Here is a 26,779-nt window from a genome sequence, read left to right on the forward strand (position 1 = left end):
GCATGGTCATCGGTTCGTCACGTGACAATCTCAAACATCCAGGAAGCGCACGTCTTTCGCGTTGCGCGTGATGAAACTGCGCCGCGCTTCGACGTCCTCACCCATCAGGATGGAGAACAACTCGTCGGCGGCGGCTGCGTCGTCAAGCGTCACTTGACGCAACACGCGCACAGTGGGATCCATCGTGGTTTCCCACAATTCCTTGGCATCCATCTCGCCGAGACCCTTGTAGCGCTGGATGCCGTCGTCGACGTTGATGCGCTTGCCCGCGGCCTTGCCGGCCTCGAGCAGCCCGTCGCGCTCGCGGTCGGAGTAGGCGAATTCCGGTTCCTGGCGCTGCCATTTCAGCTTGTACAGCGGCGGTTGGGCCAGGAACACGTGGCCGTGCTCGATCAGCGGTTTCATGAAGCGGAACAACAGGGTCAGCAGCAGCGTCGAGATGTGCTGGCCGTCCACGTCGGCGTCGGCCATCAGCACGATCTTGTGATACCGCAGCTTGGTGATGTCGAACTCGTCGTGGATACCGGTACCCAGGGCGGTGATGATGGCCTGGACTTCGGTGTTCTTCAAAACCCGGTCGATGCGGGCCTTTTCGACGTTGATGATCTTGCCGCGCAACGGCAGGATCGCCTGGAACATCGAGTCCCGACCGCTCTTTGCCGAACCACCGGCCGAATCACCCTCCACCACATACAGTTCGGACTTGCTCGGATCGGTGGAGCGGCAGTCGGCCAACTTGCCCGGCAGTCCGCCGATCTCGGTGGCACTCTTGCGACGCACCAGCGCGCGCGCCTTGCGGGCCGCTTCACGGGCCTGCGCCGAGGAAACCGCCTTGTTCACAACGGTTTTCGCCTCAGCCGGGTTGGCCTCGAACCAGTGGCTGATCTGCTCGTTGCAGATCTTCTGGACAAAGGACTTCACCTCGGTGTTGCCGAGCTTGGTCTTCGTCTGGCCTTCGAACTGCGGCTGGGACACCTTGACCGAGATCACCGCGGCCAATCCTTCGCGGATGTCCTCACCGGTGAGGTTCGGGTCCTTGTCCTTGAGGAGCTTCTTCTCCTTGGCGTACTTGTTCACCACGCTCGTCAACGCCGCGCGGAACCCCTCTTCGTGGGTGCCGCCCTCATGGGTGTTGATCGTGTTGGCGAAGGTGTGTACCGACTCCGAGTAGCCGCCGTTCCACTGCATGGCGATCTCGACCTCATGGCCCTCGCCCTTGCCGTCGAAGTCGATGACGCTGGGCTGGATCGGCGACTTCGTCCGGTTGATGTGCTTGACGAAATCCACCAGACCGCCGGGGTAGTGGAACACCCGGTGCTTGACCTTCTGCGGTGCGGCCACCTCGGCCGCCTTCTCCTCGGCCGTCTTCGGCGCCTCGGCGTGGTCACTGACCACGTCGTCCACCACTTCCTCGGCGGTGACGCGCTCGTCGGTGAGTTCGATGGTCAGTCCCTTGTTGAGGAACGCCATCTCCTGCAGGCGACGGGCGATGGTCTCGAAGTCGTAGACGGTGGTCTCGAAGATGTCCGGATCCGCCCAGAACCGGATCGTGGTGCCGGTCTTGTTCGTCTTCTCACCCTGCTTGAGGGTGCCGGGCACGGACTTGTCGTAGACCTGGAACCACTCGTACCCGTCTTTACGGATATCGGCCTCGAGCCGGGTGGACAACGCGTTGACCACGGACACACCCACACCGTGCAGACCGCCGGACACCTGGTAGGCGCCTTCTTCGAACTTGCCGCCGGCGTGCAGGACCGTCATCACGACGTCCACCGTGGGGATGCCGGTGGCGTGCATCGCGACGGGGATACCGCGACCGTCGTCGGTGACCTCGACGCCACCGTCGGCCAGGATCCGGACATCCACCCGGCTGGCGAACCCGGCCATGGCCTCGTCGACCGCGTTGTCCACGACCTCCCAGATCAGGTGGTGCAGACCCCGCTCGCCGGTGGAACCGATATACATGCCCGGACGTTTACGTACCGCCTCCAGGCCCTCGAGCACCTTGATCGAATCGGCGCCGTACTCACTGGGAGCGTTCTTCTTCTGGGCAGCCACGTCGGACGCGTCTCCTTGGGGTTCATGGGAGGCAGTGCAGACACCGCCTGAGATCCTCAGACAGTCTACCGCCAGATCCGGACAGGACCGACGCTGTAGGTGCGTTTCTAACGGTCTGATTGCGCCGTGCGCGGAATTTTTCGCATGTCGGTGCGTCGGGAGCCCGAAATGAGGGCTCTTGCGCGTATCGAAGCTCTCAGCCCAATGTCAGTCTGACTACCCGTACGTGTCCCGGGGTCCGCGCCCCGGCACGTGGTACCGACCTTTACGCCAGGACGGCCCGACGGGACCCACGATCTTGAGCGAGGTCACCACACCGTCACCGACGGCGGCGGCAATCTTGGCCAGCAGTTGTGCCTGCACCATCCGAAGCTGGGTGGCCCAGGCCGTCGACTCGGCCGAGACGGTCAGCACCCCCTCGTTCAGCGCGGTCGGATTGGCGTGATCGGCGATCTGATCCCCGACCACCGCGCGCCACCGGCCGAAGACCGACCCCTCTGCGACCCTCGAGGACCAGCCCCGCACCTTGGCCAGATCCCGCGTTGCCGCACCGAGCGGCTGTGGGTCGCGCACGTCCGGACCCGGACCCGACCAGGTGCGACGCCGGCCGGCGTTGCCCGCCACCCGCCGCACCGGTGCCCGGCGACCCCGGCCGACGTCCTTACCCTGGCTGCGTGCCGCGCCCCGCGCCTCCTCGAGGGTCCGCCGGACCAGATCCATGCCCCGCATCCGGGTGAGGTCGTCCGGCGAGACCGCGGGGGGCGTCGGTTCGGCAGGTTCGTTCGGTTCGTTCGTCATGACTGCACCACCGAGGTCCGCCCGTGGTCGTCCTCGGTCATCCGGATCTCGACGCGGTTGCTCGCCCAGTCCTCGGGAATGTCCTCCCCGACAGCGGCAGTGACCAGAACCTGCTCGGCCTCGCCGGCCACCGCGGCCAAGGCCTGCCGGCGCGACGTGTCCAGCTCGGCGAACACGTCGTCGAGCAACAGCACCGGGTCCACACCGTCCGAACGCAACAACTCGTAGGCGCCCAACCTCAGTGCCAACGCCATCGACCACGATTCCCCATGGCTGGCAAAGCCTTTCGCGGGCTGGTCACCCAACCACAGCTCGAGGTCGTCGCGATGCGGGCCGACCAAACAGACGCCGCGATCCAACTCGGCGTCGCGCCGGCGGGCCAGCGCATCGAGCAGCGCGGCCTCGTAGAACTCGACGCTCTCGGGTCCCGGCGTGTTCTCGATCGCCTCCACGCTGCTGCGGTACCGGATGGTCGCCGGCCGCGATGCCGGGGCCAACAATTGATACGCCTTCTGCACTTCAGGGTGGAGTTGTTCGACGAGTGCCACCCGGGCGGCGATCAGCGCCGCCCCATGGGCGGCCAGGTGTCCGTCCCACACATCGAGGGTGTCCAACACGCTGCGGTCACCGCGATAACGCGCTCCCGCAGCGGTTTTCAGCAATGCGGTGCGCTGACGCACCACCTTGTCGTAATCGGCCCGGATCCCGGCGACGGCCGGGCGACGCGTGGTCGCCAACTCGTCGAGATAACGACGTCGCTCACCTGGATCGCCGCGCACCAGCGCCAGGTCCTCGGGGCTGAACAGCACTGCCCGCAACACGCCGAGGACTTCCCTGGGCGAGCGCACCGGCGAGCGGTTCAACCGGGCCTTGTTGGCGCGACCGCTGGTGATCTCGAGATCGACCGCCAGCTCGCGACCCTCGTTGACGACGATGCTCGAGACGATCGCGCGCTGCGCGCCGGCCCGGATCAGCGGGGCGTCGGAGGCCACTCGGTGCGAACCGAGAGTACAGCAATACCACAGTGCCTCAACAAGATTCGTCTTGCCGTAACCGTTCGATCCGACGAATACGGTGCGGCCGGGCTCCAGCTCGAGCTCGACATGGGCCCACGACCGGTAATCGGTCAGTCCCAGGTGCCGGACATACACGACAGGGCCTATCCGGACTCGCTGATCCGGTGCACGGCGTGGCCACCGAACTGGTTACGCAGCGCCGACACCGCTTTCATCGTGGGGGAGTCGTCCTGCCTCGAGGCAAACCGGGCGAACAACGATGCCGCGATCACCGGCATCGGAACCCGGTGGCTGATCGCCTCTTCCACGGTCCAGCGGCCTTCCCCGGAATCCTCGGTGTAGCCGCTGATCTCGGCGAAACCGGGGTCTTCCTTCAAGGCCTTGGCCAACAGTTGCTGCAACCAGGAACGCACCACCGTGCCGTTGGTCCAGGCCTGGATGACCGCCTGGGGATCATCGATCAGATCCTCGGCCGCCAGCAGCTCGTATCCCTCGGCGTAGGCGTGCATGAGGCCGTACTCGATACCGTTGTGCACCATCTTGGCGTAGTGGCCGGCCCCGACCGGACCGGCGTGGACGAATCCGTCGGCCACATCACCCTCCGGGCGCAACGTGTCGAAGATCGGCATGGCTCGAGCCACATCGGCATCGCTGCCGCCGACCATCAGTCCGTATCCCTCGTGCAGGCCCCACACGCCGCCGGAAACTCCGGCGTCGATGAAATTGATTCCCTTGTCGCCCAACAGCTTTGCGTGCGGACCATCTTCGGTGTAACGCGAATTGCCGCCGTCGATGACCAGATCGCCCGCGGCGAGCACGTCGGCCAACTCGACGATCGTCTGGTGGGTCACCGTCCCCGACGGCACCATCACCCACACCACTCGCGGCGCCTCGAGCGCCCCGGCCAGCTCGGCGAGCCCGGCCACGTCACTGACTTCAGGACGAGGGTCGTAGCCGACGACGTCGTGGCCGCCGGCGCGCAGGCGCTCGCGCATGTTGAAGCCCATCTTGCCCAGGCCGACCAACCCCAGTTGCATGTGCGCCCTTCCTCGCCCCGGCCGGTCAGCCGGGAAGCCGTACCGGCATCAACAGGTAGACATAATCGGTTTTGGCGGCCGGGAACGGACCTGAACCGCCGGTGGCCGCATCGTCGTTCGTGGGACGTAGCACCGCCGGGCGGCTCGGGGTGGTGAACCCGAACGTCACCCGCTCGGAATGCAGCGAGCTCAACCCGTCGGTCAGGTAGGTGGGGTTGAACGCGATGGTCAGCGGGTCTCCGGCGAACTCCACCGGCAGGTCTTCCTCGGCGCGGCCGACGTCATCGGCCCCGGCCGAAAGGTGCAGCACGTCGTCGCCGAACTCCATGCGGATCTGGGCCCCGCGGTCGGCCACCAACGCCACACGCTTGATCGCCTCGGTCAGCTCGGCCACACCGATGGTCGCCACCGCGGTGTGCTCGGTCGGCAGCAGCTGACGGAACTTGGGGAACTCGGCATCGAGCAGGCGGGTGGTGCTGCGCTTGCCGTTACTGCGGATACCGAGCAGGCCGTCCTTGCCGACCGACGCGCCGGCACCGAGCGACAGGTGCACCTGGTTGCCGTCGGTACCGGCCTTGGCGGCCTCGGCCAGAGTCTTCGCCGGGACCAAGACCGCCGCCTCGACGTCGGTGGCGCTGGTCTCCCAGGTCAACTCACGCACCGCCAACCGGAATCGATCGGTGGCGGCCAAAACCACTGACTCACCGGAGATCTCGACGCGGATGCCCGTCAGCATCGGCAGGGTGTCATCGCGGCCGGCGGCAACGGCGACCTGGCCGATCGCCTCGGCGAACAGATCCGAGGACACCACGCCGGTCTCCTCGGGCAGCGACGGCAGCGCGGGATAGTCCTCGACCGCCAGGGTGGGCAGGGAGAACCGGGCACTCCCGCACGTCAACGCCACCCGGGTGCCGTCCACGCTGAGCTCGACCGGCTTGGCCGGCAGCGCCTTGGTGATGTCGGAGAGCAACCGCCCGGACACCAAAACGCTTCCCGGAGAAGCGATTTCAGCGCTCACCCGGACCTCGGCGGAGACCTCGTAGTCGAAGCCGGAAATCGTCAGCCCCTCGTCGGTGCCGGTCAGCAGAACGCCGGCCAGCACCGGGATGGTGGGCCGGGTCGGCAGATTGCGGGCCACCCAGGCCACCGCGTCCGCGAAGTCCTCACGCACTACGCGGAACTTCAGGTCCGTCAGCCCAGCCGTCGTCGTCGCCACGTGCTATGCGCCCCTTCGATGATCCCCATAACGAGCTCTACCAGCGTGTTCCCAAAACCGCACCACGCAGCACGACGCTGAATGACAAAGCTGGTAATCGCTGTCGATGAACCACCGTAGAGCTTTCCTCACCAACTTGAAAGCTAATCGATCGGGGTGACATCCAGGCACCTCGAGCCCCGACGGGTTGTCGGTCCGCTCGATGTCCCCAAGGCCCTTCTTCTAGAAGGAATTCTCAGAAGATATTTGAGTAACAGTATTAGGTGCTGTGAAAACTGGGGATGAACGGGTGTTTGCCCAGCACCACCGGTGTGTCGCAATGTGAGTGCGCTGTGGAGACCGGTGGATGGACCGGCGCTCGAGTGTGGACAGAGCCGGCGGTGTGGATGATTTTGTCATTCATCCAGTGGTTTGCCCGCAGGTTGTACACAGGCGTATCCACAGCGCTGGGCTGTGACCTGTGACGCATCGTGGGGCGAAAGTTGTTACAAGATTCTTCGCCGACAGCCCCTCGAGCGCCCACGATGTGGGACTCGGACGGGGGATCGGAACGCCGGATTCAGCGCTTGGCGCGCTGACGGATCCGCGTGGTGAGTTCCTTGACGTGGTCGAAGACCTCACGTCGCTCGGCCATTTCGCCGCGGATCTTCTTCTCGGCATACATCACGGTGGTGTGATCACGCCCGAAGGCCTGGCCGATCTTGGGCAGGGACAGGTCGGTGAGCTCCCGGCATAGATACATGGCGATCTGGCGGGATTGCGCCAGTGCCCGGGTCTTGCCGGGGCCCCGGAGCTCTTCGACGGTGGTCTCGAAGTACTCGGCCGTCGCCGCCATGATCGCGGCGGTACTGATCTGCATCGTCGTGGCGTCGGCGATCAGATCGCGCAGCACGACCTCGGCCAGGGCCTTGTCGATCCGGGTCTTGTTGAGCGAGGCGAACGCGGTGACGCGGATCAGCGCACCCTCGAGTTCACGAATGTTGCGCTCGATGCTGCTGGCGATGAGCTCGAGCACGTCGTCGGGCACGTCGAGGCGATCCATCTGCGCCTTCTTGCGCAGGATCGCGATCCGGGTCTCCAACTCCGGCGGCTGCACATCGGTGATCAGCCCCCACTCGAAGCGGGTGCGCAGCCGGTCCTCGAGGGTGGCCAACTGTTTGGGCGGCCGGTCCGAGGAGATGACGATCTGCTTGTTGGCGTTGTGCAGCGTGTTGAAGGTGTGGAAGAACTCTTCCTGGATACCTTCCTTGCCCTCGATGAACTGGATGTCGTCGACGAGCAGGATGTCGATGTCGCGGTAACTGCGCTTGAACGACGCCTTGCGGTCGTCGCGCAGCGAGTTGATGAAGTCGTTGGTGAATTCCTCGGTGGAGACGTACTTCACCCGCATGCCCGGGAAGAGACGTTGCGCATAATTTCCGGCCGCATGCAGCAGATGCGTCTTACCGAGGCCGGATTCACCCCAGATGAACAGCGGGTTGTAGGCCCGGGCCGGTGCCTCGGCGATGGCCAGGGTGGCGGCGTGGGCGAACCGGTTGGACGCGCCGATGACGAAGGTGTCGAACGTGTAGCGCCGGTTGAGGTTGACCGCGTTGTCGTCGCCGATCGTCGAATCGCGCTGCGGGCTGCTGAAGTAGCCCGGCCAATTCTCCTCGGCGCTGACCTTGGCCGCCCGGTCGTCGTCGATCTCGTCGGCTTCGGCCGCGAGGTCCGGGGTGTCGTCGGCGGCAGCGGCCGGCTCCGGGATCTCGGAGTGGTCGTCGTCGGCGGACGGGGTGGCGATCCGCACACCCAACTCGATGCGTTGACCCAGCTTGCGGCTGAGCGTGTTGATGATCGGCTCGCGCAGGTGGCGTTCGATCTCGTTCTGCACGAACGGCGTGGGCACCGACAGCAGAGCAAATCCCTCGGCGATGACGAGCGGCTGCACCAGCTTCAGCCAGGCCCTTTGCTGGGGAGTGAGGTCACCGTTGAGTTCGGCGACGACGCTGCTCCAGACGGCGACGAAAGGTGGGTCGGGGTCAGCTGTCAACGACGGTCTCCCCCTTTGAGGTGCTACTAGGTCGACCCGGGGACGACCAAAAAGAACGATGACGAACTGTCCACATATTTATCCACAGCTTGTGGAGAAAGGACAGTCGTCGTCGCTCTGTTGTCTGTTTGGAGGCCGTCAGAGCCGGGTATGTCACTGTTCGGAATGGTGACGCGGGACCGACGTCCTCGTTTCATTGTCCGGGCCGGTCCGTGCGCGGAACGGCATTGCCAGAAGCTAACAGTTTTCTCTCGATGTGCCAACAGTTCTGCAACATCGGATGCAGTCCAACTATGCGGGTCGGCGCAGGTTTGACCGAGGGAAATCTCATCAGTACCCTCGAGCAGTCGCCCGCACGTGGCGATACGGCTGCGCCCGGGAGCTTGACGGAGAACGCGCCGGTTAGTAAAGCACGACGGACGAGCTTAAACCGAGCTTGCACGGTAACCGTTTTCGACGACATTTCGGTGTCGACGAGCGCGGGTGCCAAATGGAACAAGGAGAGATTGCCGTGGCCAAGGGCAAGCGGACCTACCAGCCCAACAACCGCCGCCGTGCGCGCGTGCATGGGTTCCGGCTGCGCATGCGCACCCGCGCCGGCCGCGCCATCGTCGCCAACCGTCGTAGCAAGGGCCGTCGCGCACTCACTGCGTGATTTTGCGGTTCTCAGGCGGGATCTAGCGCGGTGCTTCCGGCTCGATACCGGATGAGGCGGTCCGCGGAGTTCAGTGCCACCGTCAGTCGTGGCGCGCGTGCAGTCCAACCCGATGTGGTGGTGCATGCGTTGCACGACGGGACGGACGCTACCGGCCCGCGGGTCGGTTTGATCGTGTCCAAAGCTGTCGGGAACGCGGTGGAACGCCATCGCGTGTCCCGGCGGCTTCGTCACGTCGCCCGCACCGTCATCCCGCGACTGGAAGCAACCGATCTCGTGGTGATCCGAGCCCGCGCGGGCAGTAGCGAGGCGCCCTCGCGTCGGTTGGAGCAACAACTGCAGCGCGCTCTCGAGCGCCTGGACGCACGGCGCGGGACGTCACCATGATTCGCCGGGCGGGTGCTGTGATGGCCCGCGGTGCGATCTCCGTCATCCAGCTCTACCGCCACGCCATCTCTCCGTACCGGCCACCGTCATGCCGGTTCATGCCGACCTGCAGTCAGTACGCGGTCGACGCCTTCACCGAGTACGGCTTGTTCCGCGGTGCGTGGCTGTCCTTGATCCGGCTGCTGAAGTGCGGCCCGTGGCACCCCGGCGGATGGGATCCCATTCCGGATCGGTGCCCCCACGACCACGAGTCCGTCAGTTCTGACGGGACCGTCCCTGGCGAGATAGCCGCCGCCGAAAACCTTGTCTGGGAGACCCCAGCGAAGCGAGGGGAGAGCAAGTCGCGTGTTTAACTGGTTCAGCCTGGACATCATCTATTACCCGGTGTCGGCGATCATGTGGGTTTGGTACAAGGCGTTCGCCTTCCTGCTGGGCCCCGAGAACTTCTTCGCCTGGGCGCTGTCGGTGATGTTCCTGGTGTTCACTCTCCGCGCGATCCTCTACAAGCCCTTCGTCAAGCAGATCCGCACCACGCGGCAGATGCAGGAACTGCAGCCGCAGATCAAGGCCCTGCAGAAGAAGTACGGCAAGGACCGGCAGCGCATGGCGCTGGAGATGCAGAAGCTGCAGCGCGAGCACGGGTTCAACCCGATCCTGGGCTGCCTGCCGATGCTGGCGCAGGTGCCGGTGTTTCTCGGCCTGTACCACGTGCTGATGTCCTTCAACCGGACCCAGACCGGCATCGGCCGGTTGGGTCTGTCGGTGGAGGAGAACCGCAGCCTGCCCAACTATGTGTTCAGCGCGACCGACGTCGGGCACTTCCTCGACGCGAACCTCTTCGGGGCACCGCTAGGCGCAACGATGATCCAGCAGCACGGCCTCGAGGCGTTCACCGAATTCAACCGGCTGTCCGTCGTTCTGGTCGGTGTGCCGATCATGATCCTGGCCGGCATCGCCACCCACTTCAACAGCCGGGCCTCGGTGGCGCGCCAGAGCGTGGAAGCCGCCGCCAACCCGCAGACCGCGATGATGAACAAGCTCGCGCTCTACGTCTTCCCACTCGGTGTGGTGGTCGGTGGTCCGTTCCTGCCGCTGGCGGTGATCATCTACTGGCTGTCCAACAACATCTGGACCTACGGTCAGCAGCACTACGTGTTCGGGATGATCGAGAAGGAAGAGGAAGCCAAGAAGGCCGAGGCGCTCGAGCGCCGCTCGGCGAATGCGCCGGCACCCGGAGCCAAGCCCAACCGTGCGCGTAAGGCCGAAGCAGCGACCGCGCCGGCGGCCACGGAGGACGCCGAGGACGCCGAGGCTGATGCCGATGCGACCCCGTCTGGAGACGAGAAGAACCCGGCAGCGCAAGAGGGAGGGCAGAGCGTGAACCTCAACAAGCCCAAGCCCGGCGCGCGCCCCAAGAAGCGGAAACGGTGACCAGTTCTCACACTGGCTACAAGTAGGGAGAGACGGATATGACTGACGCACAGACGACCGAGCCCGACGCGGAGGTGGACGAGGCCACCCCGCCCGCGCCGAAGAGCGAGGACGATCTGGAGGAGCGGCTGGTTGCCGAAGGCGAGATCGCCGGCGACTACCTGGAGGAGCTTCTCGACCTGTTGGACTTCGACGGCGATATCGACCTCGACGTCGAAGGGGACCGCGCGGTGGTGAGCATCGACGGCGGCGGAGACCTGAGCAAGTTGGTGGGCCGCAAGGGTGAGGTGCTCGACGCACTCCAGGAACTGACCCGATTGGCCGTGCACCAGAAGACCGGCGAGCGCAGCCGGCTGATGCTGGACATCGCGCGGTGGCGTCGCCGTCGGCGCGACGAGCTCGCTGCTCTGGGCGACAAGGTGGCCCGTCGCGTGCTCGAGTCCGGCGAACGTGAAGAGTTGGCTCCGATGACGCCGTTCGAGCGCAAGATCGTTCATGACGCGGTGGCCGCGGTCGACGGGGTCCGCAGCGAGAGCGAGGGCGTGGAGCCGTCGCGACGCGTCGTCGTTCTGCTTGGCTGAGTTCTAGTTACAAAGGTGTAGTTCAATGCGGCGACGGTGCCGTGGGGAGTGCGGAGGATGTTTCACGTGAAACATGGACCGGTTCCCGCGGCACCGGAAGCCGCGGCGGAGGTCTTCGGGGATCGCCTCGAGACCGCCGAACGGTATGCGGCGATCCTGGCCGGTGCCGGTGTCGAGTGGGGATTGATCGGTCCGCGGGAAGTGGACCGGCTCTGGGACCGACACATTCTCAACAGCTCCGCGCTCGGAGAGCTCCTGGCGCCCGGTGAGCACATCGCAGATATAGGTAGTGGCGCCGGCCTCCCGGGGATCCCGTTGGCCTTGGCCCGTCCCGACGTACACGTGACGTTGATCGAGCCGCTTCTGCGCCGGAGCGATTTCTTGCGCGAGACGATTGCGGAACTGGGCATCGGCGTGGCCGTGGTTCGCGGTCGCGCTGAGGACGCCGTGGTCCGTGAGACGGTCGGCGAGCTGGACGCGGTGACTTCGCGAGCGGTCGCGTCGTTGGACAAGTTGACGCGCTGGAGCATGCCACTGCTCCGCGTGGAGGGCAGGATGCTGGCCCTGAAAGGTGAGCGCGCCGAGGCAGAGATCGACGAGCACCGGCGTGTGATGGCTTCCCTGGGTGCAGTCGATGCCAGGGTGGTGAAATGTGGCGTGAACTATTTGAACCCGCCCGCAACCGTCGTCGCCGCACGGCGCGCGGCGGTGAGACCGGGCAGCCGGTCGACGGGCAGAGCCTCCGGGTCGCGGGGGAGATCGGGCAGGAGATGAGGATGGGTTCTGATCGGCAGCGCGCTGCCGCAGCGGATGCAACGCCCGCCGTTTCACGTGAAACGGTTTCACGTGAAACGTGGAACGACGGTGCAGCGTGGTCGACGGACGCGAGTATGGACACGCCCATCGCGGCAGAGGCCGAGCAGGCGACCCGCGTGCTCCATACGAAGCACGGTCAGCTTCCACGGCCCTCGCGCCAGCGGGTGTTCACGATCGCCAATCAGAAGGGCGGCGTCGGTAAGACGACGACCGCTGTGAATGTGGCGGCGGCACTCGCGCTACAGGGGCTGCGCACCCTGGTGATCGATCTCGATCCGCAGGGCAATGCCAGCACGGCGCTCGGTATCGAACATCGCCCGGGCACCCCGTCGTCCTACGAGGTACTCATCGGCGATATCCCGGTAGAGGAAGCGCTGCAGCGAAGCCCGCACAGCGATCGTCTGTTCTGCATCCCCGCCACGATCGACTTGGCCGGCGCGGAGATCGAACTGGTCTCCATGGTGGCCCGCGAAGGGCGCTTGCGCTCCGCGCTCGCGGCGCTGGCCAACCATAATTTCGACTATGTGTTCATCGACTGCCCACCGTCACTCGGGCTGTTGACGATCAACGCTCTCGTCGCGGCGCCCGAGGTGCTCATCCCGATCCAGTGCGAGTACTACGCACTGGAGGGCGTCGGGCAGCTGCTGCGCAACATCGAGATGGTCAAGGCGCATCTGAACCCAGAGCTGTCGGTGTCGACCGTGATACTGACGATGTACGACGGGCGTACCAAGTTGGCGGACCAGGTGGCTGAAGACGTCCGGGAGCACTTCGGCGACAAGGTGTTGCGCACGGTGATCCCGCGCAGTGTGAAGGTGTCGGAAGCTCCGGGATACGGGATGACGATCCTTGATTACGACCCGGGATCCCGCGGAGCGTTGAGCTATCTTGACGCCAGCCGAGAGATCGCGGAGCGCGGGGCACCGCCCCGGGCGCAGTAGGCAGTACCAGTGGGCAGACAGCGGACCGTAGGGATGAGCAGGAGACGACCATGAATCAGCCGGCACGGAAGCGGAGTGGCCTCGGCAGGGGACTGGCGGCGCTCATCCCGACCGGTCCCGCGGAGGACGGCAACGATGCGCTGAGCCCGCGGATGGGCGCCAGCGCCGCCGATGTGCTTCTCGGGCCGCCGGCTGAGTCGGGCGCTCCGGGCACTCCAGGTGTCCCGCCCACCGCGGCACCGGCGGTGGCACGTGAAACCGACTCGGTTGTCACCGGTGATGTCGGGGCCACCTACCGCGAGATCGACCCGAGCCTGATCCAGCCGAACCCACGTCAGCCCCGGCAGGTATTCGACGAAGAGGCGCTGAGCGAGTTGGTGCACTCGATCCGTGAGTTCGGATTGATGCAGCCAATCGTCGTCCGCGAGGTCACGGAGAACGGCGATACCCACTATCAGCTGGTGATGGGGGAGCGGCGCTGGCGTGCCGCCCAGCAGGCCGGCCTGGAGGCCATCCCGGCGATCGTTCGTGAGACCGGCGATGACAGCATGCTGCGCGACGCGCTGCTGGAAAACATCCACCGGGTCCAACTCAACCCGCTCGAAGAGGCGGCCGCATACCAGCAGCTGCTCGACGAGTTCGAGGTCACCCACGATGAACTGGCCGCACGTATCGGGCGGTCCCGGCCGTTGATCTCGAACATGATCCGACTGCTGCGTCTTCCGATCGCGGTGCAGCGTCGAGTGGCTGCCGGGGTGCTGTCCGCGGGCCACGCGCGGGCCCTGCTGGCGTTGGAAGGCGGTCCGGAGAAGCAAGAGGAGCTGGCGGCACGGATCGTCGCTGAAGGAATGTCGGTGCGCGCCACAGAGGAGGCCGTGACACTGGCCAACCGCGACGGCAACACCGCGCCGCCGGCGCCGCGGCGGAAGCCCATCCAGATGCCGGGCCTCCAGGATGTTGCTGAACGGCTCTCGTCGGCCTTCGATACTCGGGTCACCGTGAGTCTGGGCAAACGGAAGGGCAAGATCGTGGTCGAGTTCGGGTCGGTTGACGATTTGCAGCGCATTGTCGACATCATGAGCGCCGAACAGTCCTGAAAGTCCACGACCGAGGACACCAGGTTGTTCCGTCACTGTGACACATCAGTGATCAGCGCATGCAGCCGCGAACGCGTCAGAAAGCAAAGCGGCTGTGCGGCATAGGATTTCACCTCGGAGGCGGAGCGCGATGAGATTTACGGGGCACAGTGTGTCCGTTCGGACCGACTCTCCTATCCTTGAGGGGCAGCCACGCACTCAGTGTGAAAGCCAGGGACCTCAGTGACAACACGAATCACGCCGCTTCGGCTCGAAGGTTTCGAGCAGCTGCCCAAGCATGCGCGGCGGTGTGTGTTCTGGGAAGTCGATCCGACCACAATCGACGACGACCGTCTGGGCGACCCCGAGTTCGAGAAAGAAGCGTGGCTGTCCATGGTCATGCTGGAGTGGGGATCGTGCGGTCAACTGGCCGTCATGGCCCGTCCCGACGACGCACCGGATGCTACGTCCGAGGTGGACGCCGCAGATCAGGATGTTCGGCTCGACGTCGTCGCCGCGGCCTCGGAGTTCGGCTTGGCGCCGCCGGCCGGCGTGGACGAACCGTGTCTGGGTTTCGCGTTCTATGCACCCCCGGGTGCCGTGCCACGGGCGCGGCTGTTTCCCACCGCCCCGGTGAGTGCCGACGCGATTCTGTTGACCGCTGTTGGCGTGGATTCCACCGAGGACAGCGAGCGGCTGTCTCAGAACCTGCTTGCCGCGGTCGTCACCGATCTGGTCCGACGCGGTGTCCGTGCGTTGGAAGCGTTCGGCTACACCGCGGGACTGACCGAACTTTCCGACAGCGGGAAGCTGCCTGCCGAGTTGTCCGCGGTGACACGGGTTCTGGGGGACTGCGCGGTGGACCGGTGCATGCTCGAATCTGATTTTCTCGAAGATGTCGGCTTCACGGTCGTCGCACCACATCCGTATTTCCCCAGACTGCGGTTGGAACTCGACAAGGGACTCGGCTGGAAGGCTGAAGTGGAAGCCGCACTCGAGCGACTACTGGAGAATGCGCGCATCGAGCTACCGGTCGGTGCGGGGATGTCCGGCACCGGTTTCAGTGCGAAAAGTACTGCGCCCCAGTAAAAGCTACGTCGACTCAGCCGGCACGGCGGCGTGCTGCGCGTACAGCGCCCGCGCTGGCCACACGTAGGGCGACGGCGACGATGAACTGTGAGCCGGGAATGACCGTGCGGAAGCTGATCTCGGTTGTCATTCGAGTGCCGCCGGCAACCGGTGCGACCGTGATCTGACCGACGTAGTCACGAAACGGTAGCCCGGACACCAACTCGTACCGAAGTTTCGTCGGCGCCTCGAATGCCGTGATTCGTTCGCGGATGGGAGATCCGAACAGATGGATGGCGCGCACAGCACCCACCCCGTTGCGATTTGGGGTGCCATCCTGTTCCAGGATGACCTTGCGTGCGGGCATCCACTCGGCCATCTGTTCGTGGTTGGAGACGACGTCCCACGCCACCAGTGGGTCGACCGCGATGTCGCGACTGTCGGTGTAGCGATACGTCCGCGCCATATCGATCAGCTAAGCACGGACCGGGGCGCGTTCAAGCTTGTCTGGCGCTCACGCGCTCAGGTCCAATTGGCGCTCACGCGCTCAAGCTCAATTGGCGCTCACGCGCTCAAGCTCAATTGGCGCTCACGCGCCGCGGCCGGCCTGTTCCACCGACAACTCATGCGCCAACAACTCGGCAAAGGTGAAAGTGCCTGTGGGGCGGTCGTTTTTACCCAGCAGGTACAGACGTTTGACGGCGGCCAGGATGCCCTCGGCGATGGCGTCGCGGGTATGGGTGGACAGCAGTAGGCCACGGTCGTGTGGATTGGTGATGTAGCCGATGTCGACCTGAACGGTGGGCATGCGGGTCAGGCGTAGCAGATCCCAGGTCCGGCCGTGGGAGCGGCAGTCACGTAAACCGGTGCGCGCCACAACTTCTCGTTGAATGAAGTCGGCCAGATTGCGGCCGATGGTCGACACCGAACCGTGGGAGTTGCCGAAGTGGAACGAGGCCACGCCGTTCGCGGCGGGGGAGGCCTGTGTTTCACAGCGCAGGCTGATCATCAGGTCGGCGCCCACGGTGTTGGCGGTGTTGGCGCGATCGACGTCGAGCGGGCTGCGGTTGGCCGGCCGGGAGATGAAGGTCTCCATGCCGATCGCCGTCATCCGGCCTTCGAGCCGACTGGCCAAGTCCCACAAGATGTCTGCCTCGCTGATCGGGCCATCGGGCCCGTGCATGATCATCCCGTGGTCCGCACCGCCGCGGCCCGGATCGATGATGACGTGCTTACCGGACAGGCGGGGCCCCGAACGGCGGACCAGTTCTTCTTCGCGGATGGCGTGCGGTGAGCCGCCGGTGACGCGTGGGCCGAGAAAGTACAGGGAGCGCAACGTCTCCGGGCCGCAGATACCGTCTGGGTAGAGCCCGTACTCACGCTGATACGACGACAGCGCGTTGTGCGTCTGCAGGCCGAAATGTCCGTCGACCATGCCGGTGTAGAAGCCGAGATCCTGCAGCCGTGCCTGCAGCGTGGCGACGTCGTCGCCGTACATGGGCGCCCCGAACTGGTGGGTCAGGGTGCGGGCGCCAAGCCGGTAGGAGGCCTCACGCAGCGCGCGGTAGGTGGCCTCTCCGACGATGCCGTCCACCAGCAGACCACGATGCTGTTGAAAAGCCCGAACGGCACGGTCGAGCTCGTCGTCAAAGGCGTCGAGCGCAACATGTCTACCGGTGCTCAGGTCAGCGTCCGGGCTGTCCATCAGACCTAATGCGGCCAACGCTGCCCGGATCTCGGTGACTGCTCCGCCACGATCACCGCGACGCAGACTCGACATTCGGCCCCTCCATGCTGGTCTCCGGCCGTCTGCCGGACTAGCTAGCCAGCATTGTCTCAGACTTCGGCCACATACCGGAAAACGCCAGGCGTATCCGCGGTGGGCGTGGTGGCAGTTTTTTGGGCGTCAGAGCGCGTCGGAAAGCTCGCGTAGCAGTGCCGCCTTGCCCTTGGCGCCGACGATGCGCTTCACCGGCTGACCGTCCTTGAACAGGATCATGGTCGGGATCGACACCACCTGGAAATCACGTGCGGTGACCGGGTTGGCATCCACGTCGAGCTTGGCCACGCGCAGCTCACCGGCCTTCTCGCCGGCGATCTCCTCCAGGACGGGGGCAACCATCTTGCAGGGCCCGCACCAGGTGGCCCAGAAGTCCACCAGCACCGGGGTGCTGCTGCTCAGAACGTCGTTGGAGAACGAATCGTCGGTGACCGTAACTGTTGCGTTGTCCGCACTCATGGAGCTCTCCTGTCGTCGAAAACTGTTGGGGGTCAGCTGTTGTCAGCGAGCCAACGCTCGGTGTCGATGGCCGCTGAACAACCGCTGCCCGCGGCGGTGATGGCCTGGCGGTAGGTGTGGTCGACAAGGTCGCCGGCGGCGAAGACACCGTCGAGCGTGGTGGCCGTGGTACGGCCGTTCACCTTCACGTAGCCCTCGTCGTCGAGTTCTATCTGGCCTCGGACGAGCCCCGATCGCGGATCGTGACCGATCGCCACGAACACGCCGGTGACGTCGAGCTTGGATTCCTCACCGGTGACGGTGTTGCGCAGCCGCACCCCGGTCACCTTCGGATCGCCCTCGATCTGGGTGATCTCGGTGTTGGTCAGGAAGGTGATCTTCTCGTTGGCGCGGGCGCGTTCCAGCATGATCTTGGAGGCACGGAACTCGTCGCGGCGGTGCACCAGCGTGACCGAGCTGGCGAAGCGGGTGAGGAAGGTGGCCTCCTCCATCGCCGAGTCACCGCCGCCGACCACGATGATGTCCTGGTCACGGAAGAAGAAGCCGTCACAGGTGGCGCAAGTGCTCACGCCCATGCCGGTCAACGCTTCCTCGCCGGGCACACCGAGGTGCCGCGCCGCGGCGCCCATCGCCAGGATCACCGAGCGGGCCTGGTGGGTCTCGTCGCCGACGGTGACCGTCTTGACGGGGCCGGTGAGGTCGACGGCGTCGACATCCTCCATGCGCAGGTCGGCGCCGAAGCGCAGGGCCTGCTCCCGCATCTCGTCCATGAGCTCGGGGCCGGTGATGCCCTCACGGAAGCCGGGGTAGTTCTCCACCTCGGTGGTGGTCATCAGCGCGCCGCCGAACTGCGTGCCCTCGAACACCAGCGGCTTGAGCTGGGCGCGGGCGGCGTAGATGGCCGCGGTGTAACCGGCCGGGCCGGAACCGATGATGATGACGTCGTGAACCGTCGCTGAGGTGGACATGTAGGCCTTTCTGCCGTTCTCGGCACGGGTTGCAACGTCAGCCTAGGCCGGATCTGTTCCCAGGCGAGCGCGTAGGTCACACTACGGACTTCTCACCGGGCGGTTGAGCACGGTCCGGGCCAGCAACCCGGCACGACCACCGTCGCAGTCGGCGGCCACGACGAGCGCGACAGCGGCAGACGGCGCCCCGTCCGCGGCCGGCAACAGCATCAGCACCCCGCGCCGGCCGGCGACGTCGTGTGGCCGGGCGCCCAGAATCTGCACCCCGGGCGGGTAACCGAGCGCTTGCAGGCACGCCGCGCGGTGCTGCGGGTCGCCCAGTGGGCCCAGGTCCGCCGGCGCCGACAGCAGTCCGAGGATCTGGGACTCGGGCAGGCCGATGTCGGTGCGCGGCGGTGACACGCTGATCCGGCCCACGCTGGTCAACGTCGACGTCGTCGTCGCCGGTGGCCGCAGCAACATCAGGCTGCCGATCACGATCGCCACCACGGCCGCAACCGCCCCGGTGGCCGCAGCCACCAACTTCCAGCGCCGGGTGCCCGCAGTCCCCGGCGCGGCCCGCAGTGCCTCGGACAGGCGGGCGCTGACCTCCTCGGGAACCTCCGGAGCTGACGCCGAATCGGTGCCGAGCGCACGCACCTCCCGGCGCACCCGGTCGAGGGCGGACAAGATCTCCCTGGCTTCGGGGCCGGCCTGCGGATCGGTGCGCACCCGCCGGCGCACCTGCGCGGCGGTGGCGTCGTCGAGCAGCCCGGCCTGCAGGTCCGCGAGCAGCTCAGCAGGAATCGGACCGTCCGACGGCACTCGGGGCGTGCTGCCGTTCATCGGCTTCAAAATACTGGAGCAGCCGGGCCAGCTTGGTCCTGGCGCGGGCACACCGGCTCTTCACGGTGCCCTCGGCCACCCCGAGCAGCCGCGCGGTCTCGGCCACCGAGTAACCCTGCATGTCGACGGCCACCACGGCGGCGCGCTGCTCGACCGGCAGCTGCATGAGTGCCCGTTCGATCATGATGGCGGTGTCCACGCGCGGGGCCGGGTCGCCGGCGGGGTCACGCACGTGACACAGGTGGCCGAGTTCGTAGAGAGCCGCGGCGGGCTGGGTGCGTGACCGGCGCACCCGGTCCAGGCAGGCGTTGACGACGATGCGGTAGAGCCAGCTGCTGACGGCCGAGTCATAGCGGAACGACGCGGCCGTGCGATGCGCCGACAACAACGCATCCTGTACCGCGTCGTCGGCATCCTCATGGTGCCGGCTGGTCAGAAACGCCAAGCGGCGCAGCTGACGATGGTGCCGGTGGACGAGTTCCTCGAAGGCATACCGGTCTCCGGCGACGTGGGCGGCGAGCAGTTCGGCGTCAGAGCGATCGGTCGCGTCGTGCTCCCGTATCTGCTCCACCGGCTTGCCGGTCCCCCCGAACCTTCCCACACGCTGAACTTAAACGCTGTCCGGTACCCACCTGGACACTTGTTTGCCCGCAGCGGCATAACCCCAGCTCACAGCGCTATGAGGGCTGTGGATGGGTTGTCAGGAGGCCGCTTTGATGGTGATCTCGGAGATATCCGTGCGGCTCTTGCCGTCCACGGTGCCCAGCGTCGAGATCCACACCAACACGTAGGACGTCGACGAGGCCTTGTCCACCGAGATGGTGTTTGAGCCGGGCTTCAGCGGGGTCGCCGGGGTCAGCTCGGTGGTGTCGGACAGCGACGACGGGGAGGCCGACTTCGCCGAGCGGATCTGCACCGACGTGCCGGTGCTGGTGACGTTGAGGGTGACCGAACCGATCACCGTCGGCTCGGGCAACTGCAGCATGAGCCCGACACCGTTCTTGAAGCCCGGGAACGGGGCCGGATCGGAGTACGTGTCGGTGGACCACGCGGTGCTGGAGTTCCCGTCGATGGCCTGCCCGGCGGTGGCCGGTGAATCGGCCTCGCCCTCGGGTGAAAAGACCGTCGCCCGAACGGGTTTCACGGTGCTTCCGGCAGCGGCCGAGGAACTGTCCGGGCTTTCCTCACTGCTCGCCGAGGGGGCATTCAGGCCGAGTTCGTCGCGGTTGAGGCCGCCGCCCACATCACCGAAGATGCGGTTGAGGATCGAGGCCAGCACCAGCAGCGCCACCAGGATGACGGCCGCGGCCACGCTGACCCCGATGATCAGGCCCTTGCGCCGCCGGGCCTCGGCGGCCTCGTGCTCCTCCGGGGTCTCGTGCGCGCGGACCGGGGCGGCCGGGGCCGGAGCCTCCTCGAACGAACCCATCAACTCGGTCCGGTCGGCGATCGCGGTGGCCTGCTGCAGCAGGTTCAAAAGCGTTGGGGCGCTGCGAATTCCACCACCGGGCTGGACAGCACGAGCGGCGGCAGCCGAGATCTGGAACGGGATGTCGCGATCCACCGCGCGCGGTTCGACCGGCTGCCCGGCCTGATCCAGGGCCGCCGGTTCCAGGCCACTGCGCGACCCCGATTCCTTCAGCGGCCAGCGGTTGACCAGCAGTGCGTACAGTGCGGCACCGATGCCGCGGATGTCGTCGTCGGGCGTGGCGTCCGGCATGGTGGCCGGGAAGGCAAGCGCCACATCGCCTTCGATGCTGACTCGAACCCGGCTCGGATGATCGATGGACAGGGCCACGCCGGCTCGGTGGGCCGCCTCGGCAGCCGCGGCCAGCGACTGGATGGCCCGGGCCCCACCGACGGGGGAGGGCGACGTGTCGGCCACCTCGGCCAGTGAACCGCCGCGGATCCACTCCGAGACGATCAGCCCACCCGAGCCACTGTGCGCCACATCCAGCACCCGGGCGATGCCGGGGACGTCGATGCGGCTGAGTTTGAGGGTGCGCGAAAGGATTTCCTGCACTTGCGCGTCGGACATGGTGGCGTCCGGGTCGACGAAGGTCAACGCCACCTGGCGATCCAGTGCGGTGTCGAGGGCCTGCCAGAACTGCAGGTGCGGTGGGCCGCCGTGGAATACCAGCAACCGGTAGCGCCCGTCGGCGATCGTCGCCCCGGGGATCAGGTGCACATCGTCGTCTTCCGGCTCCAACGCGGCCTCGCGCGGCGCGGCGAACGAGATGGGTTCGCGGGTCGGGTCACCACCGAAGTCGGTGACCGGGCGAGCTGTTCCGTTCGACCGGCCGCCGGGCTCGGAAGAGATCACCGACGTGGCGCCCTCCTCGGACGACGTGGTCGACGGTTCCTCCGGCGCGACGTCCGGCTCGAACTCGTCGGGCTGGAAATCGTCGGCACTCGGCCGCGGCAGCTTCGTCGTCTCGCTCGTCATCTCGGAGGTGGAGGTGGCGTTCCGTGCCGAGCCGTCCGCAGATTCGTCGGTCACCGGTGATCCTTTCCGCATCCCCACCCCGGCAACACCCGCCGGGGTCCCGCCTCCGGCGGCTGCCGGGCTTGACGGCCACCGATCAGGAGAAGAATTCCTCTGATCAGGGTACGTGACGGGCGCCGCAGGGTGCGGCGCGACGGGCGGCGTAATTGTTTGCACGGCTACCGTTCCGGTCGCCGAGGGGGTGGCTTGCCCCCGTCCCAGTCGACGGCGCACGAGCGCCAGCACCGACTGGGCTTCGGGAACACGGGCCGCGAGCATGACACCGGCGATGATCGGCAGCATGATCAGCCCCAGCACGAGCAGGCGCAGGATCGAGCCCCCGGCGCCGCCATGCGTGGTCAGTGACTCCAGGCCCAGCAGCTGGTCGGCCGTGTGCGCCACCAGACTGGCGAGCAGCGAGCCCGCCAGTGTCACCAGGATCGTGCGGATCACGGTGTCACGCAGCATCCGCCCACCGCGGGGACGCAGGTTGGACTTCAACAGCAGATGCCCCACCACCGCGCCGGCGAGGAATCCCAGGCCGTTGGCCAGGCCGAGGTATCCGGCCACCATGTTGGCGTTGTCGGTCAGATGTGGCACCGCGACGGAGGCGACGATCTTGACGGTGGTGATCACCACGATGATGAAGATCGGGGTCCACGGCTTTTCGCGCGCGTAGAACACCCGCAGCTGCAGCAGCACGAGCGCATAGGGAATGAGCGTGAACGACGAGAGGGTGATCGCCATCCCCAGGTAACCCGCGTCCGAGGCGCTGAAGTTTCCGTAGGCGAACAGCGCGCTGCCGATCGCCGGGCCGCCGACGGTCATCATCGCCACGACCGGGATGAGCGTCACCATGGTCAGCCGGGTGGCCAGGGAGAAATCGTCGAGCACGGCGGGCACGTTGTCGGCCGCGGCGTTGCGGCTCAACCGCGGCATCACCACGGTGAGCACCGTGACGCCGATCATCCCGAACGGCAGCATCAACACCAGCCAGGTGTAGTTGTAGATGGCCGGCCCGGTGTCGGCCGCGCCGCTGGCGATCTGGTTGCCGACGATCAGGCCGACCTGGCTGATCAGCACGTAGAGCACCATCGCCGCGGCCATGGCGCCGAACTTCTTGAGCCGGGCGTCGATGCCCCACAGCGGGCGCAAGCTGACCCGTTCGGCCCGGATCGCCACGAACAGCACCGCGGCCTGGGCGACCACGCCCAGCGTGGTGCCGATGCCCAGGACCAACAGCTTGGCCGTGCCCATGTGCGGCGGATCGATCGAGAACTCTCCGGGCACCAGGACGAAAACTCCCAGCGTCACGATCGCCACCACGTTGTTGACCACCGGAGCCCACGCCGGCGGCCCGAACACGTTGCGGGTGTTGAGGATCGCCATGAAGACCGACGACAACCCGTAGAACAGCACCTGCGGCAACAGCAGGTAGGCGAACGCGGTGGTCAGCGGGTTGTTGACCTTCGGGTCACTGCCGAGCATGAGCCGCACCAACAGCGGCGCACACAGCACCGACAGCACGGTGGTGACCAGCAGCAGCGTGGTGGCCAGCGTCACCAGCCGACGGATGAAGGCGGTGCCACCGTCGGCGTCGTCACGTTCGGCGCGGGCCAGCACCGGAACGAAGATCGCGGTGAAGGTGGCTTCCAGAACCAACGCGGCCACCATGTTGGGCAGCTGGTTGGCCACCGAGAACGAACTGGTCAGCGCCCCGCCGAGCAGGGCCATCAGCAGCACGAACCGGAAGAAGCCGGTGATGCGTGAGATCAGGGTGGCAAAGGCCATGCCCCACGACCGGGACACCACCGCGGCGTCGGACAGTTCGGCGCGCCCGGCCGGTCGGGCCGGGCCGGTGGCGTGCGGAATCCGCGGCGGGCCCGGCCGGCGGGCCGGGTGCTGGTCGGGCGAGGTCATCGAGACCGGTCCGAACTGCTCGGGTGCGGTGCGTCGGCGTCGGCGTCGTTGTTGAACGCCATGGCGACGTCGAGCGGGTCGGGATGCTCGCCCGGCGGGATGAGGTCGGCCCGGTCGGGCTGGCCGCGGAAGCGGTGCCACAGCCGGCGGCCGGCCAGCGCCACCAGCACGGCGGCGGCCGAGAGCGTGATGAAGAACAGCACCTTGCCGTAGGCATTGGAGTGCACCGACAACCGCACCGGCTCGCCCAGGGTCAGGCCATCGGGGGTCTGCAGGTTGACGTCCACGGCCACACGTTGGGTGAAGTGCACCTCGATCGGCACCCGCAGCGGCAGGTAGCCGGGCGGCAGCACGATCTCACCCATGTCGGTGACGGTCATGCCGGGCGGCGCGTCGACGTGCAGCCGTACCCGCACCGGCACCGGCAGGTCGTTGCGCAGCGCCAGTGGCAACGGACTGCGCTCGGTGGCCAGGGTGTAGGCGCCGCCCGGGTTGACGATCGTCACCGCGCCGAACATGTCGTTCACACTGCGGTTGACGGCGCCCAGCCGCTGTTCGGCCAACCCGTTCCGGGCTTCGGGGGGCACGGACTGACTCAGGGCGCGCAGCGTGTCCTCCCGCAGCGGAGCGGTGTACTGCATGCCGGTCAGCCCGGTGCGCTCGTCGGTGGCCAGCGCGGCGGTCAACCCCCACAGCCGGCCGACAACCGCGGCGATGCCGGTGTCGATGTTCTCGTCGATGCGGCCGCGCGGGTTGCCGAGGGTTTCCGGCGGCGGGGGCTGCAGCGGTTGCGGGGGCACCGCGTTGCTCTCGGCGATCAGCATCGGCAGCGGGCGTGGCACGGCCAGGCCGGCGTGGATCGTGGTGGCCACCGTGGTCAGGATGGCCTGCGCGTCGTCGGCGTCCAGCGACCACACCAGCGGCGGCATCAGGATCTGGGTCCGGGGCTGCTCGCTCGGGGTGAGACCGCGCCACAGCAGCGCGCCGAGAGCGTCTTGGCGCCGGGCGGTCTGCGAGTCATGGTGTACCGGGATGTCGAGCGACGGATCCAGGTACGACGGCGCCACCGGGTCGGTGCCGGCACCGGCGAGCGCGGCGCCGACGGCGGGGTCGAAGCCGACCGCGACCACGTCCGGCCGGTACCGCACGGGCGTGACATCGGCGGTTTCGGGGGCGCCGGTCTCCGAGTCCTGTGCCGTGATGTGCGCGGCGGCGATGGGCACGGTCTGGCCTTGGGCGGCCAGCAGGTCCAGTGCCGGGCGGGTGAGCGGACCGTCGCCCAGGATGCTGGCGCCGCGGATCGAGGTGGTCCCCAGGATCTGGTCGACGATGTCGCCGGCGCCGTTGGTGGCGATGGCGCTCAAGCCCGGATCGCCCACCCGCTGCAGCGCGCTCAGATCGGCTTGGGCGTAGTTGGTCGGCGCCACGCACAGCCGCCCGGCCAGGGCCCGCAGCCGGTTGAGCCAGTTGATCGCCGCGTCCTGGCCCGCGCCGGGTCGCGTCGGTGTGCTGGGTCCGGTGTCTGGACCGTCGTTGACGACGTAGCCGCCGGTCATCGCGTTGACGGTGACCAGCAGGTCCGGGTCGACCGCCAGGCACAGGGTGGCCCGCATCTGCCCGCCGGAGTCCACGGTCGGACCGGTGGCGAAGTCGGCGGCCGAGAGCAGGGTGTCGAGCCGGCCGCCGGGGGCCAGCGAGGCCGCCAGGGTGTCGTCGACCAACCGCACCGGCGTGGTGCCGCCCGGGGCACCCGGGGCCAGCCGCGGCCGGTCGGCCAGCGGCCACAGCAAGGTCGTCCGCACGGGCTGGGAGGTGTCGGGCGGGACCACCGAATTGAGCGTGTCCGCCGCCGACAGCGACTCGCCGTCGGAGCGCTCCGCGCCATCCGGTGGGACGCCGAGGACCGGCAACAGGAAGCGTGCGTCGTCGAGCCGGGCCGGTGCACCGTAATCCGGGGTGCCGTTGACGTTGATCAGCACCGGATAGACACCGGGTTCTCCGATGCGCAGCGAGGGGCGGTCGCCGGCCCGTAAGGGATAGGACAGCGTGAAGCCGACGGATTCACCGCGCTGCATCTCCGGTGCCACCGTGATGAAGTCGGCCACCGGCTCGAACTGGTCGAGGTCTCCGGTGAGGTCGGTGCGCAGCTGGCTCGACGAGGTCACCGCGCTGGCGTGCTCCATCCGGATCACCACGTCGCGCACCGGGCGGTCACCGACGTTGAGCACGGCTCCGCTGACCGTCAGCACCGCGTCGCTGGTGGTGGTGACGACCTCGGGGGTGACCTTGTCGATGCGGATCTTCAGGAACGGCAGCGGGCTGGGTTCGCTCGCACCCGCCCGGGGCGCCAGGGTGGGCAGCGCCATCACCGACCACGTCGAGAACAGCATCACCACCGCTGCGAGCACCACTGTGCGCGCCAGGGCGGTCACGGTCCCTGTCCGCATCCGTTCGTGCGCCGGCGGGGCTGGGGTTGCGCAGATTCGTCGCGGCGGTGATTGCGGGTGTGCGAATGCGTCTGGGGCCGCCGCCGAGGTGCGCTGCGGGGCAGCGGCGGCAACGCGGCCGGCCCGTCGGTGTGCAGTTTGTCGATCAGTTCCCCGGCCACTTCCGCCAGCTTGCGTTCGTCGGCATAGGCCAGTCGGGACGACAGTTCGCGCAGCGGCACCCAGGCGACCTCGGTCACCTCGACATCGTCGTCGGACAGTTCGCCGCCCTGAAAGCGCATGAGGTAGTGGTGCACGGTCTTGTGTACTCGTCGGCCCTCGGTGACGAACCAGTAGTCGATGCTGCCCAGCGCGGCCAACACGTCACCGCGGATGCCGGTCTCTTCGGCGACTTCGCGGATCGCGGTCTGCTCGGCCGTCTCGCCGAGCTCGATGTGGCCCTTGGGCAGTGACCACAGCATTCGCCCGCGCCGGTCGACCCGGCCGATCAAGGCCGCCACCTGGGTGTCCTTGGGACCGTCGATGCCGTCGATGACGAGGCCGCCGGCGGAGGTCTCGTGGACGGTGCGGAGCCGTTCCTGGGGACGACGCGGCCGCTTGTGCTGTTTGGATTGGTCACGTGGCGTCGGTGCGGGTGCCGCCGCGGCGATGGGCGCTTGGCCGGGCCGATCAGTGTCCGTGCCGTGATCGTCGGCCGGGGGACCCGCCGCCCTCTGTGCACGGCGACGGCCACGACGCCGACTGCGGCGCCGTCTTGGTTTGGCCTGTTCGCCGTCCGACACC

The 26,779-nt window shown here is 67.0% G+C and carries 23 protein-coding genes and 1 pseudogene; 9 read left to right on the top strand and 15 right to left on the bottom strand.

The window, feature by feature from the left end:
- Positions 1 to 30: 30 nt before the first annotated feature.
- The 6 genes and pseudogenes from gyrB to dnaA all read right to left on the bottom strand — a co-directional run bounded on the left by gyrB (position 31) and on the right by dnaA (position 8,157).
- Positions 31 to 2,058, bottom strand: coding sequence for a DNA topoisomerase (ATP-hydrolyzing) subunit B (gene gyrB, locus A5733_RS08220; RefSeq protein WP_067769138.1), 2,028 nt, complete (start codon positions 2,056 to 2,058; stop codon positions 31 to 33).
- Between the two features lie 216 nt (positions 2,059 to 2,274).
- Positions 2,275 to 2,856: a DUF721 family protein gene (locus A5733_RS08225; protein ID WP_076239774.1), complete on the bottom strand. Its 582-nt coding sequence runs from the start codon at positions 2,854 to 2,856 to the stop codon at positions 2,275 to 2,277.
- Positions 2,853 to 4,007 (bottom strand): DNA replication/repair protein RecF, encoded by a 1,155-nt coding sequence (gene recF, locus A5733_RS08230; protein WP_076239775.1) that lies wholly within the window; start codon positions 4,005 to 4,007, stop codon positions 2,853 to 2,855. Before recF ends, A5733_RS08225 begins: the two co-directional genes overlap by 4 nt.
- Positions 4,008 to 4,015: 8 nt before the next feature.
- Positions 4,016 to 4,924: pseudogene (gene gnd / locus A5733_RS08235) on the bottom strand (phosphogluconate dehydrogenase (NAD(+)-dependent, decarboxylating)); the annotation flags it as partial.
- 10 nt (positions 4,925 to 4,934) lie between these two features.
- On the bottom strand, positions 4,935 to 6,125 hold the full coding sequence (gene dnaN, locus A5733_RS08240; protein ID WP_067769130.1) for a DNA polymerase III subunit beta: 1,191 nt from the start codon (positions 6,123 to 6,125) through the stop codon (positions 4,935 to 4,937).
- 559 nt (positions 6,126 to 6,684) lie between these two features.
- Complete coding sequence (dnaA, locus tag A5733_RS08245; protein WP_067769128.1) at positions 6,685 to 8,157, bottom strand: chromosomal replication initiator protein DnaA; 1,473 nt, start codon at positions 8,155 to 8,157, stop codon at positions 6,685 to 6,687.
- Between the two features lie 511 nt (positions 8,158 to 8,668).
- Between dnaA and rpmH the strand changes: the two genes are divergently transcribed.
- From rpmH to A5733_RS08290, 9 genes are all read left to right on the top strand, one after another.
- Positions 8,669 to 8,812: a 50S ribosomal protein L34 gene (gene rpmH / locus A5733_RS08250; RefSeq protein ID WP_003883350.1), complete on the top strand. Its 144-nt coding sequence runs from the start codon at positions 8,669 to 8,671 to the stop codon at positions 8,810 to 8,812.
- Between the two features lie 30 nt (positions 8,813 to 8,842).
- Positions 8,843 to 9,199, top strand: a complete 357-nt coding sequence (gene rnpA, locus A5733_RS08255; RefSeq protein WP_076239776.1) for a ribonuclease P protein component — start codon at positions 8,843 to 8,845, stop codon at positions 9,197 to 9,199.
- Positions 9,196 to 9,552 (top strand): membrane protein insertion efficiency factor YidD, encoded by a 357-nt coding sequence (yidD, locus tag A5733_RS08260; protein WP_076239777.1) that lies wholly within the window; start codon positions 9,196 to 9,198, stop codon positions 9,550 to 9,552. Before rnpA ends, yidD begins: the two co-directional genes overlap by 4 nt.
- Positions 9,553 to 9,595: 43 nt before the next feature.
- Entirely contained in the window at positions 9,596 to 10,630 is a 1,035-nt protein-coding gene (gene yidC / locus A5733_RS08265) for a membrane protein insertase YidC (RefSeq protein ID WP_233152651.1), read from the top strand.
- A gap of 38 nt (positions 10,631 to 10,668) precedes the next feature.
- The gene (locus A5733_RS08270) at positions 10,669 to 11,211 is read left to right on the top strand and encodes a R3H domain-containing nucleic acid-binding protein (RefSeq protein ID WP_067769121.1); all 543 of its coding nucleotides are present in this window, start codon (positions 10,669 to 10,671) and stop codon (positions 11,209 to 11,211) included.
- Between the two features lie 57 nt (positions 11,212 to 11,268).
- Positions 11,269 to 11,985 carry a 16S rRNA (guanine(527)-N(7))-methyltransferase RsmG gene (gene rsmG, locus A5733_RS08275; RefSeq protein WP_076239806.1) on the top strand — a complete coding sequence of 239 codons (717 nt, stop codon included), beginning with the start codon at positions 11,269 to 11,271 and terminating at the stop codon, positions 11,983 to 11,985.
- Positions 11,982 to 12,968 (top strand): ParA family protein, encoded by a 987-nt coding sequence (locus tag A5733_RS08280; protein WP_067769117.1) that lies wholly within the window; start codon positions 11,982 to 11,984, stop codon positions 12,966 to 12,968. Before rsmG ends, A5733_RS08280 begins: the two co-directional genes overlap by 4 nt.
- A 50-nt stretch (positions 12,969 to 13,018) precedes the next feature.
- Positions 13,019 to 14,065: a ParB/RepB/Spo0J family partition protein gene (locus A5733_RS08285; protein WP_067769115.1), complete on the top strand. Its 1,047-nt coding sequence runs from the start codon at positions 13,019 to 13,021 to the stop codon at positions 14,063 to 14,065.
- A gap of 222 nt (positions 14,066 to 14,287) precedes the next feature.
- Positions 14,288 to 15,133 carry an acetyltransferase gene (locus A5733_RS08290; RefSeq protein ID WP_076239779.1) on the top strand — a complete coding sequence of 282 codons (846 nt, stop codon included), beginning with the start codon at positions 14,288 to 14,290 and terminating at the stop codon, positions 15,131 to 15,133.
- A gap of 13 nt (positions 15,134 to 15,146) precedes the next feature.
- Here A5733_RS08290 and A5733_RS08295 read toward each other — a convergent pair whose 3' ends face one another.
- The 9 genes from A5733_RS08295 to A5733_RS08335 form a co-directional block, all read right to left on the bottom strand.
- Complete coding sequence (locus A5733_RS08295) at positions 15,147 to 15,578, bottom strand: SRPBCC family protein (protein WP_076239780.1); 432 nt, start codon at positions 15,576 to 15,578, stop codon at positions 15,147 to 15,149.
- Positions 15,579 to 15,701: 123 nt separating this feature from the next.
- Positions 15,702 to 16,892, bottom strand: a complete 1,191-nt coding sequence (locus A5733_RS08300; RefSeq protein WP_067769110.1) for an N-acetylmuramoyl-L-alanine amidase — start codon at positions 16,890 to 16,892, stop codon at positions 15,702 to 15,704.
- A 126-nt stretch (positions 16,893 to 17,018) separates the two neighbouring features.
- Positions 17,019 to 17,351, bottom strand: a complete 333-nt coding sequence (gene trxA, locus A5733_RS08305) for a thioredoxin (RefSeq protein WP_076239781.1) — start codon at positions 17,349 to 17,351, stop codon at positions 17,019 to 17,021.
- Between the two features lie 32 nt (positions 17,352 to 17,383).
- Entirely contained in the window at positions 17,384 to 18,319 is a 936-nt protein-coding gene (trxB, locus tag A5733_RS08310; RefSeq protein ID WP_076239782.1) for a thioredoxin-disulfide reductase, read from the bottom strand.
- Positions 18,320 to 18,400: 81 nt separating this feature from the next.
- On the bottom strand, positions 18,401 to 19,144 hold the full coding sequence (locus tag A5733_RS08315) for a hypothetical protein (RefSeq protein WP_076239783.1): 744 nt from the start codon (positions 19,142 to 19,144) through the stop codon (positions 18,401 to 18,403).
- Positions 19,095 to 19,745, bottom strand: a complete 651-nt coding sequence (gene sigM, locus A5733_RS08320) for an RNA polymerase sigma factor SigM (protein ID WP_198938752.1) — start codon at positions 19,743 to 19,745, stop codon at positions 19,095 to 19,097. The genes A5733_RS08315 and sigM overlap by 50 nt, the downstream gene beginning before the upstream one ends.
- A gap of 99 nt (positions 19,746 to 19,844) precedes the next feature.
- Positions 19,845 to 23,549 (bottom strand): murein biosynthesis integral membrane protein MurJ, encoded by a 3,705-nt coding sequence (gene murJ, locus A5733_RS08325; RefSeq protein ID WP_076239784.1) that lies wholly within the window; start codon positions 23,547 to 23,549, stop codon positions 19,845 to 19,847.
- Positions 23,546 to 25,996, bottom strand: coding sequence for a DUF6049 family protein (locus tag A5733_RS08330; RefSeq protein WP_076239785.1), 2,451 nt, complete (start codon positions 25,994 to 25,996; stop codon positions 23,546 to 23,548). The genes murJ and A5733_RS08330 overlap by 4 nt, the downstream gene beginning before the upstream one ends.
- Positions 25,978 to 26,778 (bottom strand): NUDIX hydrolase, encoded by an 801-nt coding sequence (locus A5733_RS08335; protein ID WP_076239786.1) that lies wholly within the window; start codon positions 26,776 to 26,778, stop codon positions 25,978 to 25,980. Before A5733_RS08335 ends, A5733_RS08330 begins: the two co-directional genes overlap by 19 nt.
- Position 26,779 lies beyond the last annotated feature (1 nt).

The organism is Mycobacterium sp. NS-7484 (assembly GCF_001953975.1).
Lineage (GTDB): Bacteria > Actinomycetota > Actinomycetes > Mycobacteriales > Mycobacteriaceae > Mycobacterium.